The sequence below is a fragment of the Paraburkholderia sp. BCC1886 genome (assembly GCF_900996245.1).
Taxonomy (GTDB): Bacteria; Pseudomonadota; Gammaproteobacteria; order Burkholderiales; family Burkholderiaceae; genus Paraburkholderia.
This window is the reverse complement of record NZ_CAAJGK010000022.1, coordinates 39,334-52,326: the sequence shown is the minus strand read 5'-3', so window position 1 is coordinate 52,326 and position 12,993 is coordinate 39,334. Positions and strand designations below refer to the sequence as shown.

Below are 12,993 nucleotides of genomic sequence, written 5' to 3'. Positions count from 1 at the left end.
CTGCCCGATGGCCGATTTCCCTTTCGACGCCGTACTTTTCGACTGCGACGGCGTGCTCGTCGATTCCGAACCCATCACCAATCGCATCCTGACCGAGATGCTCGGCGAACTCGGCTGGAGCCTCAGCGTGGCGGAGACGATGCGCATTTTCGTCGGCAAGGCCGTGAAGGACGAGGCGGCGCTGATCGAAGCCCGCACCGGTTTTGCGATCACCACCGACTGGCTCATGCAGTTTCGCGCGCGGCGCAATGCGGCGCTCGATGTCGAACTGGAAGCGATTGCCGGCGCCGAGACTGCCGTGCGCGCGCTTTATAAAACGCTGGAGGGACGCATTGCCGTTGCGTCCGGCGCCGACCGCATCAAGGTCGAATTGCAATTGACGAAAGCGAACATGCTGGACTGCTTCGCCGGACGCATTTTCAGCGGACACGAAACGCCGCGTAGCAAGCCTTATCCCGACGTTTATCTGGCGGCCGCCGCGGGCCTCGGTATCGATCCGGCGCGTTGCGCGGTGGTCGAGGACACCGTTACCGGTGCGACCGCGGGCGTGGCGGCCGGGGCGACGGTGTTCGGTTATTGCCCGAAAGAACTCGGGCATAGCAGCGCCGCTGCGTTGCTCGCAGCGGGTGCCGTGCAGGTGTTTCAGGACATGGCGAGCTTGCCTGCGCTACTTGCCGCGTGGCGCGGCAAGCAGGGTTGAAGCGCTGCGGGCCGGGCCTTCTTCAAACCTTGTTCGGGACACGACCGTACGTGTCCTGGAAGCGGACGATGTCGTCCTCGCCCAGATACGCGCCCGATTGCACTTCGATCAACTCGAGCGGAATCTTGCCCGGATTCAGCAGACGGTGCGTCACGCCTAGCGGAATATACGTCGACTGATTCTCCGTCAGCATGATTTCCTTGTCGCCGTTCGTGACGAGCGCGGTGCCCTTCACGACGATCCAGTGCTCCGCGCGATGGTGGTGCATCTGCAGGCTCAGTTGCGCACCGGGGCTCACGATGATGCGCTTGACCTGGAAGCGGTCGCCGCTGTCGATGCCTTCGTAAGAACCCCACGGCCGCACGACACGGCGATGGGTGATGGACTCGTGGCGCCCCAACTCATTCAGACGCGCGACGATTTTCTTGACGTCCTGCGCCTTGTCGCGATGAGCGACCAGCACGGCGTCCGCTGTTTCGACGATCACCACGTTGTCCAGTCCGATTGCGGCGACCAGGCGATGTTCGGCGCGAATGTACGAGCCGGTGACAGAATCGGTCAGCACGTCGCCGATCAACGCGTTGTTCTGCGGATCGAGTTCGGCGATATCGGCCAGCGCGGTCCACGAGCCGATGTCGTTCCAGCCCAGATCGGAGACGGTGACCACCGCCGCGCGGCGGGTTTTTTCCATCACGGCGTGATCTACCGAGATGTCGGGGCTGGCGGCAAATGCCTGGGCGTTCAGACGCAGGAAGTCGTTGTCCTGCTCCGCGCCTTCCAGCGACAGTTCGGCCTGTAGCGCGATTTCCGGCTGATAGCTGCGCAGTTCGTCCATGTAGGTGGACGCCTTGAGCATGAACATGCCGCTGTTCCAGTAGTGCTCGCCGCCGTCGAGGAAGGATTGGGCGGTGACTACGTCGGGTTTTTCGACGAAGGAATCGACGGCGAAGGTGTTGGCGGCGTCGCCGAGTTGGGCGCCGGCGCGGATGTAGCCGTAGCCGGTGTGCGGTTCGGTGGGGGTGATGCCGAAGGTGACGAGGTAGCCTTGTTGGGCGATTTGCGCGGCGGCTTCAGTGGCCTTCACGAAGGCCGCTTCGCCAGCGATTACATGGTCGGAGGGCAGCACCAGCAAAAGGGCTTCGGGAGAGTCCCGTAGCGCGAGCAACGCGGCGACGGCAATGGCGGCGGCAGTGTTACGGCTGACCGGCTCCAGCACGATGGCCGATGCCGGGACGCCGATCTGACGGAACTGCTCTGCCACGAGGAAGCGCTGGTCGTTGTTCGTCACGACGATCGGCGCGGAAATGTTGGTGATACCGCCCAGACGCAGAGCGGTTTGCTGGACCAGCGAATGTTCACCGGTGAGCTTCAGATATTGCTTGGGGTAGCCGCCGCGCGACATCGGCCACAGGCGGGTGCCGCTGCCGCCGCAGAGAATGACTGGATGGATGTGCATGGTCTTTCCTCTCTCTCTGTATGTTGACCCGACGCAATTGCTTCGACTGGTCGCGAAATGTGTCGACACCCATCATTCGGGCCGCGCGACGCTCATTGTGCTCTAAATAAATGCAGTAAGGCAGGCCGTGGGGCGCCGCCAGTGAGCACATGATAGCGGAACGTCAAGCCCCGCTTCGCGCGCCGAGCCTCATACGCACCGATTCGAGCTGAGCCGGCAGACGGCGCGAAACTGGCCGCCTGCGCGGCAGTGCGACGAAGCCAAGTCGCTGGTACAGCGCCGCTGCGCGAGGATTGTTGACCAGTACGTCGAGTACGATTTCACGCTGGTTGGCATCGAGCCCGCGCTGCACCGATTGCGAGCCACTCAGCGCGTGCTCGAATAACGCTGTGAAAACTCCGTTGCCTCTCGCATCGGCTAGCGTCGCGCAATGCGCGACGAGCGTTTCTGCGCGTTTCGGTTTGGGCAGTTCGGTTTCGAGAATGAGGCCGCGCAATAGCATCGGCACCATGCGCAGCGGACCAAAATGACGCAGCAGTGTCCACACCACGTGCGGGTCGTCGGCGAGGATGCGGCGACCGTCATGCGCCGCGAGCACGGCGACGATCTGCCCTTGGGCGTCGACCGCGACTTCGTGACGACGCCAGGAAAAGCGCCCGCCTCGCAGCGCGAACGCGTAAGTCAGAAACGCGATGCACTGCGCGGCCGGCACTCCGAGAAAAAACTCGAACTCATGCTCACCGGACTCGAATACGAGCGGCGCGCACACAGCCGCGTCGCTCGCGCGCGCGGCACGAAACGACAACGCGCCCACATTTCGGGAATCGCTTTGACGAGAGCCAAATTCGCTGGTTGTGGTGGGCGTCGTCTTTAGTACTTCATCGTTCATTTCGCTCTTTCCACGTCCAGTAGAGAACCATGCCAAAACCTACGCAGGCGGTGACATCCAGCGGAATCATAAAATAATTGCCGCTTCGCAAAGCCACGGCAACCGCCGTCAGCGAATAGAAAAACGTAAACACATCGCCTGTCAGCAGCACGGAGTCGAGCCGCGGAATCACTGCCCGGTATGCACGCTTACCCTTCGGCGTTCTGTGAAAGTCGTCGTGAATACCGAACAATGCGCGCGCGCCGCCCGCGAAGTAGTACCAGGACATCGGCAGGAACATCGAGATATAACGGTAGGTATTCCACAGGTCCTGCGAGAAGCTGAGTTTGTCTTCGAATCGTGCGCCCTTTCGCGCACCCAGAGTATTCACGATGCCCCAGATCGCGACGAGCACGAAGAACACCAGCGTGCCCCAACGCATGGTTTCGCCATCGAAATGAACCAGATACGCCAGCGGCAAACTAAGCATGACCAGCATGTAGATCGAAGCCAGCAAGACCGAAGAGAACATCACGGAAAACGCGTGCATGCGCTTGATCAACGGCATGCGGTGCAGCAGCATTTCTTTTGCGTGCTTGAAGCCGCTGTGAATCAGGCCGCGCCCCCAACGCTCGCGCTGAACGCGAAAAGCGCTAATTGTTTCGGGCAGCATCGACATGGATACCACGTCGTGCAGGTACGCATATTTCCAGTCGCCGAATTGTGCGCGATAGCCGAGATCCACGTCTTCCGTGACGGTCGACGCGTTCCAGCCGCCCAATGCGTCGACGCATGTTTTCCGCCACACGCAAGAGCTTCCGCTGAGCGACGCCATGTCGCCGTCTTCGCTCAAGCCTACGGTCACATATTGCTGATGGCCCATTTCCATGGCCTGGAAACGCGTCAGGAACGACACGTCGCGATTCTCGTAGCCGATCCCCGTTTGCAGGAAACCAAGTTCGGGATCTTTAAAACACGGAATGGTTTTCAGCAGGAAGTCGACGGGCGGCACGAAGTCCGCATCGAACACCGCGAAAAATTCTCCGTTCGACTGTTGAATGCCATTGACGAGATTCCCCGCCTTGTTACCTTTACGATTTTCACGCTTGATCAGGCGTATATCGACGCCCTGTGCCGCGAATTGTTCAACCTTTGCGCGGGCCAGTTCGGTTGTCTTATCAGATGAGTCGTCGAGTACCAGGATCTGCAACGCCCCGCCTGGATAGCGCAAACGGCAGACGGCGCCGATTAGCCGCTCGACCACCTCGTACTCGTTGCAGATCGGCAGCAACACGCTGACGGCCGGCCATACGTCGGTCTCGTGCACGACGTGCTGGGCGAAATCAGTCAGTTTGCGCTGCTCGACATTGCGTGAAATCAGAAAGACGCGCAATTCCAGCACCACATAGAGCGCGAAATACACCACGACGATGAAAAACACCGACTGACAGATCACGGAGAGCAACGCGAGCATCGTGGTCAATTCCTCAAAGCTTCACGACGGCGCAGATCTCGTCCAACCGATGTGCCCACGTATGGTTTTGCCGCACGTAGATTGCGCCTGCTTCGGCGCGATCCTGGTCCTCGCGTGACGGACCGTGCTGCAGGCGCGTGAACAACTCACGGGTTTCTTCGTGCGTATTCACGACGTGGCAAAAATCGCGGAAATAGCGATCGACAGCACGACTCGGATTCGTCACGGCAATGCCACCGCACGCCAGAATTTCGACCAGACGGCGCGAAAACATGGTTTCCGAACTCGTTACCGAATTGACGTTGAGAGAGACAACATGCGATTTGTAGACGAGCGCCGTTTCCCGATGCAGTACTTTGCCGTGCAGGCTCAACTGACTCATCTTCGGAAAACGGAACTCGAGGTGCCGCGACAGCCGGTCGTGATTGCGGTCGTAGACATTGATCCGCATCTGGTTGTGTTCGCAAATGTCGAACACCATGTCGAGGAACCGGCGCCGCTCGTTAAGGATACGCCGGTAGTAGCTACCGGTGAAACACGCTTCGTTACGCTTGAAATCGAAGCCCGTAAAACTGTGGAAAGCCGGCTGATACGGCATGATTAACGTATTGACCGGCACGTGAGCCGGCACCTGCTCGCGGTAACGTGCGAGGCACTCTGCATCCGTCGTAAAGACGTAGTCGAACACCTTCGCTACGTCGATGAACGCGTCGAAGAAGGGGCCGTCGTCCTTATTCCAGAATACAGTTGGAATACCCGCTTTTTTAGCGAACTCGACCAGATCGAAAATCGCCGTGGGTTTAGTCAGTCGCAATAGCCTGGGCTGTTTAGCCAGTTCGTAACGCCAACTGCCGTCCACGCCATGAAACGCCGATTCGACGAGAACAAGGTCTGGCTTCCAGTTTGCGATGACATCGCGGTAATTCGCGGGCGTCATGGTCCGCACGCGGCACTCCGCCGACAAACAGTCGGCCGTGAAATAGTCCGTGACCAATGCGATTTTCAGACGGCCGAAGCGCCCGTCTCGCGCTACGTCCTCCGACACCGTCGGATAATCGTAGACGAGTGAACCCAGTTTCCTAATGACCCTGCCGACCATTCAATCCATCCCTGCACTTTGAGGCAGTGCCTTTATCACGAAGTCGCGCCAGCTTCGCTGCGTGGTCGCATATTCTTTTGCCCGTTCGCCCATAGCGGCGAGTTGCGTACGATCGGCCAGTGCGGCGTCGATCACGCGCGCGAGATCCACCGTATCGCCCGATTTGAAAAACCAGCCGGCCGGGTCCGTGCCCATTTCATCGCAGAACACCGGCAAATCGGGGATGATGACCGGCTTGCCCATCGCCATGGCTTCGACCAGTTTGATAGGCGGGACGATTTCGCAGACCTTGAACGGCTTGCGCGGAATACAGACGAGCGAGCAGCGGCCGATTGTCTCCTGCGCTTTTTCCGGCGTCACCCGGCCTAAAAAAAAGATCTGGTCCGACAGTCCGAGCCGTTGTACCTGCGCTTCGAGTGCGACACGCGCTTCGCCATCGCCGACGAAATAGACCTTCACGGGGGTATTGCGCGTGCGCAGCAGCGCCACGGCGTCGATGAGGGTATCGAGACCCTCGTAGGCCATCAGCGAGCCTGCGTAGCCGATGGTATCGGGTTCGACTTCCTGTACGGGAAGACTGGCGAAACGCTCTGGCTCGACACAATTGGGCAGCAGGAACATGCGTTCCTCGGCAATGCCCCAACGCTCGCGTGCATAACGGCCCAACTGCTCGGAGATGACGAATACGCGGTCGGCGTGGCGCGCGACCAGGCCTTCGAGTTGCAGGCCTTGCTGGAAACCCTGGCGCCCTTCGTAATGCGGCGTGCGCGAAATGCGCGTGAGTTCCCAGAGGCCTCGCATTTCATACTGGAACGGAATACCCAATTGCCGCGCAGCCAGCAATGCCGGCAGCGCGTTGACGTGATTCGACGCCGCATGAATAACCGATACGCGATGCTGCTTTGCCCATTGCGCCACCACCCGCGCGGCCTGCAGCGCATAGAACAGAACCGGCCGGTTATTGGCCGGTCCCGCCGCGTGCAGATACCGCACCTCGCCGACCAGGGTCGCTTCGCCCGCTACGTTGCGCAGCCGATCGAAACGGTCGCCGGGATAACCCGGCCGCGTCAACGCATGCACGCGCCCGCCCGCCGAGGCCAAGGCTCGAATCACCTCGTGCGTGCGCGTCGTGTAGCCGCTCGTGTGATAAGGCAACGCGCTCGCGGCGACATACAGCATGCTCTGCGCATCCGCCTGGAACGAGATCGGCCCAGCGCGGCGCTTCAACCGGTGCTCCAACGCGCGCACGGTCATCCAGCGATTCATGGCCAGCCACGGTTCGCTTACCAGCGTTTGCAAGGAATCCAGCGCGGCGCTCATGCCCGCACTTTTCCGGGTGACGTGACCGGTGCGGCCTGACTCAATTCAGCTCGCGCGAGATCGACGGTGTGCGTCGTCTTGATTTTTCCGCGAGCATGCAGGTCGAGAAACTCCGCGCTCGTGATGACGTCGTAGTCTTTCGTCAGACGAGCCAGCAGTTTTCTATAGCCCTCGACCCGTTGATCGTTGCGGTAGGTCGCATAGCCTTGTTCGTCCCAGTAAAGCAGCGACCAGGAATGCAGAAGAAAAATGGAGAAGTTCGGACTGCCGCTCAGCGCGTCCAGCAGCAATTTGCCCCACCAGGGGCGAAAGCGGAAATAAGGCGACTCTGGATAAGTAAGCCGCGCCCACCATTCGGATTTGCCCACCTTCGGCAAAATCTTCTTCTCCGTCATCGGCACTTCGATTACACCGTTCGACCATGCGAACGGCAGGTTCGTCGGCTCGCTGTAGAGGCACTGACCGGCATGCACGGCGGTCGTCGAATTGTTGAACGACAGACGCACGCCCGCGGCGTCGAGCGCGCGGATCGTACTGGCGTTCCAGCGAAACGAACCCGCCCGATGTGAGAGCACCGGCTTTCCGGTTTCATTGGCTATCAGGTCGCGGAAATACTTGATGACGAACTCCGCGCGCGCGTCGTCCGTATATTGATTCATGTACTGCGGCCGGCGTGCCAGACCGTGTTCCGCCCAGAATGAGTCGGGCAAGTACTCCGGATGTGTGTGAAGTTGCACGTCCTGCCCTGCTGCGTCCAACCAGCGGACGACTTCTTTTGTTTCGTCCAGATACGACCATGCGCCGCATTGATCGACGAAGAAAACGTGCTTGATGCCGAACTCGTCGCCGATCGACGCCATTTCTTTAATACCAGCCGTGCCGCGCTCGTGCACCCCCCACATCAACCGCTGGACGTGGTCGTGCGGGGCACGCTTGGGCAACGCTTCGGTGTCGACCGTCACCATCGCATAGCGGTTTTTTTCCATCATTTTCTACTCACCTTCACCAATGCATTCCACTCCTGCTCACCAGCCAGACCCGCACTGAACGATACGGTGCAAGCATGCCGATAACGCCATGCGAGATAAGCCAGCTTTTTCTGCCGATACGATTGCCCTTCGCCGCTCAACTCAGGCAGATATTCCACGAGCCATCCCAGCCGCGAATAGAAGGCGAAATCCGCGACGTCGGTCATCAGTACCGGGGCCAGAGTGTCCGCATTTTCCAGTTTCTTCGAGAAGCCCTCGCACGCTGCGCGAAGTTCATTCCGATTCGCACCGACCGCCCAGATGGCCAATGTGTTTACATCGGCAGCAAGCGGTCTGTGCTTGAGGGTAGGCATCCACGTATAAGGGGTGACGTGGGGCGAAATCAGGCGCGCGGCCGCCAGAAAGCGCCGTACGCGCCGCCAAAGCCGGTCTTTCAACGCGCTGGGCGGCTTTTTGCCCAGCAGATCGTAGCGCGTGAGCATATCCCACTCGGGCTTGGCCGCGAGCGCTTTCAACTGCGCTCGCAGCGCCTTGGTTTCAGCAATCACGCTCAATGCTTTTGCTCCCGCTTCATGGCTAAAGCCAAAATTTCATTGGCCGCCAATGCGGCGCCATTCATGGGAATCGCCGGATATTCCGTCGGCGCCAAGTTAATCTTGTTGGTCAATGCGTCGAATGCTTCGTGACGCTGCTGGTCCGTTTCGCAAGCCGACACGACGACTGGCATGACGCTTGCCAACATCTGCGCGCGTTGCATCTGATCGTCGGCCAATCCGGTATTGGGCACCAGCAAGGAAGGAACACGCGCCTGAACGAGTTCGCAGCAGGTGTTATAGCCCGCTGCACCGACGAAGACGTCGAACGCTCTCAGATAGCGGGCCAGCGGATAAACCGAAAGCGGTTGCACTCCGGCTGGGAGGTCGATGTCCCGCACCGAAATGGGCGCGCGCACCCAAACCACCTGAAAACCGGCAGCTGCGAATATCCGGATCAGTCCGTGCCCGATACCAGCGACATCCTTGAGATTGCCCGGCCCTAGCGCAAACAGCGCAAACCGGCCTTTCTGCGCGAGTCCTAGCGCGTCTCTTGCGGCCAGACGGTCCAGTAATTCGTCCTCTTCGAGCAGACACACTGGCGGAACCACCACTCGTTCCCCATGGCCCACGAGTGGCGAGCGACTTTCGATCGCGTCGATTTCACCCGGTTGGATCATCAGGTCGAATAGCGCTTCGTCTACCGTGACGGTCTTGGACCCGGCCTTCAACAAGCCGCGATTAGACCAGACGAGCGCCGGGGATCCATATGCTTCGCACGCAGCCAGAAATCCTTGAAAGGGCCATGTGCCGTCGAACACGATCACATCCGGGCGAACCCGCTCCAGGAGCATGCCGAACCGGATGGCTAACTCGCTATTCCAGGCGAACGTCGAACTCGTCGACCAGTAAGGCGACACGTAGTAATCGGCCTCGAATCCCATCTCTTCGATGATTTCGATAGCCGACGCCAAGGAAAAGAAAACCGGCCGTGCCCGGCCACGCAAACGTCGCGCATATGCCAGACAACGATTCAGATGGCCCATTCCCGAGCCATTAACATTGAAAAACAGAATGCGAGGAAGTGTCTCTGCAGAGGGTTCTGTGTGAGCCGGCTTCAGGCCGTTCATGCGTCGCCGCCAAACAGATCGCGGGTGTACACCTTGTCTGCGACATCTGCGAGATCGGGTGTCACGCGGTTAGCCAGAATCACATCCGCGGACTGCTTGAACTCCGACAGGTCGCTTACCACGGCCGAATTGAAGAACGTGGACTCCTGCATTGCGGGCTCGTACACGATGACCTCGATACCCTTGGCCTTGATGCGTTTCATCACGCCCTGAATGCTCGATGCGCGGAAATTGTCGGACCCGGCTTTCATGACGAGCCGATAAATGCCGACTACTTTTGGCTGGCGTTTCAAGACGCTATCGGCCACAAAATCTTTACGCGTACTATTCGACTCGACGATAGCGTTGATCAGGTTTTGCGGCACATCGCTGTAGTTCGCGAGCAACTGCTTGGTGTCTTTGGGCAGGCAGTATCCACCGTAGCCAAAGCTCGGGTTGTTGTAGTGCGAGCCGATACGCGAATCGAGGCACACGCCCTGAATGATCTGGTGGGTGTCCAGACCGTGCTGGGCAGCATACGTGTCGAGCTCGTTGAAATAGGCAACGCGCATCGCGAGGTAGGTATTGGCGAACAGCTTGATCGCCTCGGCTTCCGTGCTGCCCGTGAATAGCGTGGGAATATCTTCTTTGAGTGCGCCTTGCTTCAGGAGATCGGCGAAGATTTCAGCCCGCATGGAGCGTTCTCCGACAACGATGCGCGAAGGGTGCAAGTTGTCGAACAGTGCTTTGCCTTCACGCAGAAATTCGGGCGAGAAGATCAGGTTGGTTGTGCCGAGTGCTTCTCGCGTACGTTCCGTATAGCCGACGGGAATGGTCGATTTGATGACCATGACCGCTTGCGGATTGATTGCCATGACATCGCGGATCACGCTTTCTATGGAACTGGTGTTGAAGTAGTTCGTCTGCGGATCGTAGTCGGTCGGGGTGGCGATGACGACGTAGTCGGCGCTCGCGTAGGCTTCCTCTTTGTTCTGCGTGGCGCGGAAGTTGAGCGGCTTGTGCGCGAGAAAGTCCTCGATCTCGGTGTCTTCGATCGGAGATTGCTTGCGGTTAAGCATAGCCACCTTCTCAGGGACGATGTCGAGCGCGACGACCTCATTGTTCTGCGCAAGCAGGACGGAGAGAGAGAGGCCGACGTAGCCGGTGCCGGCGATTGCGATTTTCATACGGGTTCTCTGAGGCAAGGCGGCAGGAGATCATCCGCCGCGTATAAGTGATGCGTCAATCCGTCAGTCATTCCGGAATCCCGCCAACAGCGGAAGATATATCGAAGGCGAAAGAGAAAGTCCGCCGTTCCGCGTTAAATAACTCCGAATAAGCGAGCTGGTCTCTCCGTCGTCCGGGAAGAGCACTGACCCAATAATAAAAGGATTTAGCGCAAAATCACTACCGTCCGCAGTATGAGGCCCAAAGACGTTCTTCCCCTGATATTGACGGAATTTCGCACTCAAGCCTCGCCCTGCTTGGCTCTGCGAGAGCAATTCACCGTAGTAATGCAACGCAGCAACAAGTCGCGCCTTTTCCGCGGCCGTCGGATTGATGCCCTCTCGCTTGAGGACTAATGCACTGAGCAACAGATGCTCAAGGGAAAACGTCGGATACCCAAATGTCTGGTAAGGCTTTGCTCGAAATCTATCTACAATTTCTCCGTCGTTGACTTCTGAAATCTGTTGATATAGCTCTGGATTATCCTGATTCGAAAAACACTTCAGCGGAGCATTTGCCCCCAAATAGATCGCCTTTGACACTTGCGTTGAGAGCGGAATAGCGATTTTCCCGCCCGATCCATTAGCGATATCTTCAAGGGAAAGGTGATTGTTCTCAACCGCCGCAAGAAAAGTGAGGGCCGCAAGTTGCACACTAACATGATTACTGAACCGATTGCAGTCCAAATTGGAGTTGTCTGCGCGGTATCTCATTGCGCTCAACTCGATAGTGTAGAGCGCATCCATGAAATGGTCGATCTGCTGAATTTGAACATGCGTCAGCGCATTTTGCATCCTGAGCATCTCATAACCGACTACGAGGTCAGGAACGCCCCGGCCAAAAGTTAACCCTACTGCGAAGCGAGCGTCTTGCGACGGTTGGTTTGCGCTGTCGCAGAAACCAGCAAATCCATTTTTCGACGCAGCAAGGAGATAGTCGGCTGAACTAGCCCACTTGGTCAAAATGTTTGCTGCGGCTTGTCGAGCGGAATCCGCCTGCGGACCGGAAAAAATCGCGGAGTACATTGCAAAGTCGGCTACATCTCGAGACGCGCTTCCGTGCTCATACGTCAATGCCTTTGTGTATTCATCGATCTTGCAACCTTTGTAAACATTCAAGTCCTCTTGCAATGCACCAAGGCGCGAACGGACCCGCTGATCCAATGCTTCTCTCGCAGCAACGATGTTAGGCGAACCAGAAGAAGCAACAGCAGTCACTTGCTCTTTACTGAACAACAAATGGGGGAACCCTTCCTCGTCGTCTCGATGCCCTGCCTGTATTCCAGAAGGTTTTTCCATTGGCGCAGCAGGATGAATGTTCTGACTGAGCGCCGGCTTGCAGAAAAGTAATGCAAGGAATCCTAGTACTGTAAAGAAACGCATATTGAACCCTTCCCGAAACAGTTGAACACACTTCAGTTATCTGAATGCACCGACGTCCTCGCCTTGATCATCCGAACGGTTGAGAACAAAGAACCAACTCCGAGCCAACTGAGGCCAAAAGCAGTATGAGACTCGGCCGGTCAATTTCGGCGCCAACCCGGTAGAGTCAATGTCCGGACGCGACGTATTTCAAATACTCATTTTGACATCTCGCCAAAAAATTTTCGTCCGCAGAAACGTTTGATTTCGGACGTGTTCCCTCGACGGTCCATACAGAAGGAAAGCCTTTAGAAACTCGGAATCCGCCATGTCGCTCCATATTGGCAAGACGTGGATCGTTACTTTCTCCGTAAGGGAAAAACTTGACATCCTCGAAACCGATACTGGCAACTAAGCTTTTCAACAAAGGACGCGAGTAAAGGAAATGATGACCCCAACCATGGAAAGCTCTGTTAGTAGCAAAAGTCTGATGGACCCTCACTTCGTCGTCCTTTGACTCGAGATCGAAGTGAGTTGCTAACACCCATTCAACGGCGGGGGTCGACAGCCTAATTTTCCCCCCAGGCTTGAGCGAGTTGAACGCATTCTTCAGAAAACTTATTGCTCCACCGAGCTCCAAGTGCTCAATGAAATGCTCACCATAGATGTAGTCGAGAATCCCTTCCCAAGCCCAGACCTTTGTCACATCCATCACTTCATCAACACCCTTGAAGGCACGGATATCGACATTCCACCAATCCTCCAGCACGTTGTGAGGGCCGCAACCAACCTGGACTTGCTTGATGCCATCGATGTGGCTCGGTGATTTACGCTCTAAGAGATTCATAGCTATCTAA

Annotated in this window: 12 protein-coding genes; 1 reads left to right on the top strand and 11 read right to left on the bottom strand. The window is 57.7% G+C overall.

Translation table 11 applies throughout. The features are described from left to right. The first annotated feature begins 7 nt into the window (after positions 1-7). Entirely contained in the window at positions 8-700 is a 693-nt protein-coding gene (locus FQ746_RS01860) for an HAD family hydrolase (protein ID WP_144106980.1), read from the top strand. Between the two features lie 22 nt (positions 701-722). Here FQ746_RS01860 and FQ746_RS01855 read toward each other — a convergent pair whose 3' ends face one another. From FQ746_RS01855 to FQ746_RS01805, 11 genes are all read right to left on the bottom strand, one after another. Beyond that, entirely contained in the window at positions 723-2,156 is a 1,434-nt protein-coding gene (locus tag FQ746_RS01855; RefSeq protein ID WP_144106978.1) for a mannose-1-phosphate guanylyltransferase/mannose-6-phosphate isomerase, read from the bottom strand. A 163-nt stretch (positions 2,157-2,319) separates the two neighbouring features. Beyond that, on the bottom strand, positions 2,320-3,045 hold the full coding sequence (locus FQ746_RS01850; protein WP_144106977.1) for a GNAT family N-acetyltransferase: 726 nt from the start codon (positions 3,043-3,045) through the stop codon (positions 2,320-2,322). Next, on the bottom strand, positions 3,035-4,498 hold the full coding sequence (locus FQ746_RS01845) for a glycosyltransferase (protein ID WP_144106975.1): 1,464 nt from the start codon (positions 4,496-4,498) through the stop codon (positions 3,035-3,037). The genes FQ746_RS01850 and FQ746_RS01845 overlap by 11 nt, the downstream gene beginning before the upstream one ends. A gap of 13 nt (positions 4,499-4,511) precedes the next feature. Further along, entirely contained in the window at positions 4,512-5,597 is a 1,086-nt protein-coding gene (locus FQ746_RS01840) for a glycosyltransferase (protein ID WP_144106973.1), read from the bottom strand. Further along, the gene (locus FQ746_RS01835) at positions 5,598-6,917 is read right to left on the bottom strand and encodes a glycosyltransferase family 4 protein (RefSeq protein WP_144106971.1); all 1,320 of its coding nucleotides are present in this window, start codon (positions 6,915-6,917) and stop codon (positions 5,598-5,600) included. Next, complete coding sequence (locus tag FQ746_RS01830; RefSeq protein WP_313955554.1) at positions 6,914-7,906, bottom strand: polysaccharide deacetylase; 993 nt, start codon at positions 7,904-7,906, stop codon at positions 6,914-6,916. The genes FQ746_RS01835 and FQ746_RS01830 overlap by 4 nt, the downstream gene beginning before the upstream one ends. Further along, entirely contained in the window at positions 7,903-8,460 is a 558-nt protein-coding gene (locus FQ746_RS01825) for a hypothetical protein (protein ID WP_144106969.1), read from the bottom strand. Before FQ746_RS01825 ends, FQ746_RS01830 begins: the two co-directional genes overlap by 4 nt. After that, the gene (locus tag FQ746_RS01820; protein WP_144106967.1) at positions 8,457-9,569 is read right to left on the bottom strand and encodes a glycosyltransferase; all 1,113 of its coding nucleotides are present in this window, start codon (positions 9,567-9,569) and stop codon (positions 8,457-8,459) included. The genes FQ746_RS01825 and FQ746_RS01820 overlap by 4 nt, the downstream gene beginning before the upstream one ends. Further along, positions 9,566-10,735: a nucleotide sugar dehydrogenase gene (locus FQ746_RS01815; RefSeq protein ID WP_144106965.1), complete on the bottom strand. Its 1,170-nt coding sequence runs from the start codon at positions 10,733-10,735 to the stop codon at positions 9,566-9,568. The genes FQ746_RS01820 and FQ746_RS01815 overlap by 4 nt, the downstream gene beginning before the upstream one ends. Before the next feature lie 63 nt (positions 10,736-10,798). Then, positions 10,799-12,157, bottom strand: coding sequence for a hypothetical protein (locus FQ746_RS01810; RefSeq protein ID WP_144106963.1), 1,359 nt, complete (start codon positions 12,155-12,157; stop codon positions 10,799-10,801). Between the two features lie 166 nt (positions 12,158-12,323). After that, on the bottom strand, positions 12,324-12,983 hold the full coding sequence (locus FQ746_RS01805) for a class I SAM-dependent methyltransferase (RefSeq protein WP_144106961.1): 660 nt from the start codon (positions 12,981-12,983) through the stop codon (positions 12,324-12,326). Between the last annotated feature and the right edge of the window lie 10 nt (positions 12,984-12,993).

What these genes read in the sequence shown, in the direction of transcription:
- FQ746_RS01830 (WP_313955554.1), bottom strand. Translation starts at nt 7,906, where the DNA reads ATGATGGAAAAAAACCGCTATGCGATGGTGACGGTCGACACCGAAGCG.
- FQ746_RS01845 (WP_144106975.1), bottom strand. Translation starts at nt 4,498, where the DNA reads ATGCTCGCGTTGCTCTCCGTGATCTGTCAGTCGGTGTTTTTCATCGTC.
- FQ746_RS01815 (WP_144106965.1), bottom strand. Translation starts at nt 10,735, where the DNA reads ATGAAAATCGCAATCGCCGGCACCGGCTACGTCGGCCTCTCTCTCTCC.
- FQ746_RS01810 (WP_144106963.1), bottom strand. Translation starts at nt 12,157, where the DNA reads ATGCGTTTCTTTACAGTACTAGGATTCCTTGCATTACTTTTCTGCAAG.
- FQ746_RS01805 (WP_144106961.1), bottom strand. Translation starts at nt 12,983, where the DNA reads ATGAATCTCTTAGAGCGTAAATCACCGAGCCACATCGATGGCATCAAG.
- FQ746_RS01860 (WP_144106980.1), top strand. Translation starts at nt 8, where the DNA reads ATGGCCGATTTCCCTTTCGACGCCGTACTTTTCGACTGCGACGGCGTG.
- FQ746_RS01855 (WP_144106978.1), bottom strand. Translation starts at nt 2,156, where the DNA reads ATGCACATCCATCCAGTCATTCTCTGCGGCGGCAGCGGCACCCGCCTG.
- FQ746_RS01850 (WP_144106977.1), bottom strand. Translation starts at nt 3,045, where the DNA reads ATGAACGATGAAGTACTAAAGACGACGCCCACCACAACCAGCGAATTT.
- FQ746_RS01840 (WP_144106973.1), bottom strand. Translation starts at nt 5,597, where the DNA reads ATGGTCGGCAGGGTCATTAGGAAACTGGGTTCACTCGTCTACGATTAT.
- FQ746_RS01835 (WP_144106971.1), bottom strand. Translation starts at nt 6,917, where the DNA reads ATGAGCGCCGCGCTGGATTCCTTGCAAACGCTGGTAAGCGAACCGTGG.
- FQ746_RS01820 (WP_144106967.1), bottom strand. Translation starts at nt 9,569, where the DNA reads ATGAACGGCCTGAAGCCGGCTCACACAGAACCCTCTGCAGAGACACTT.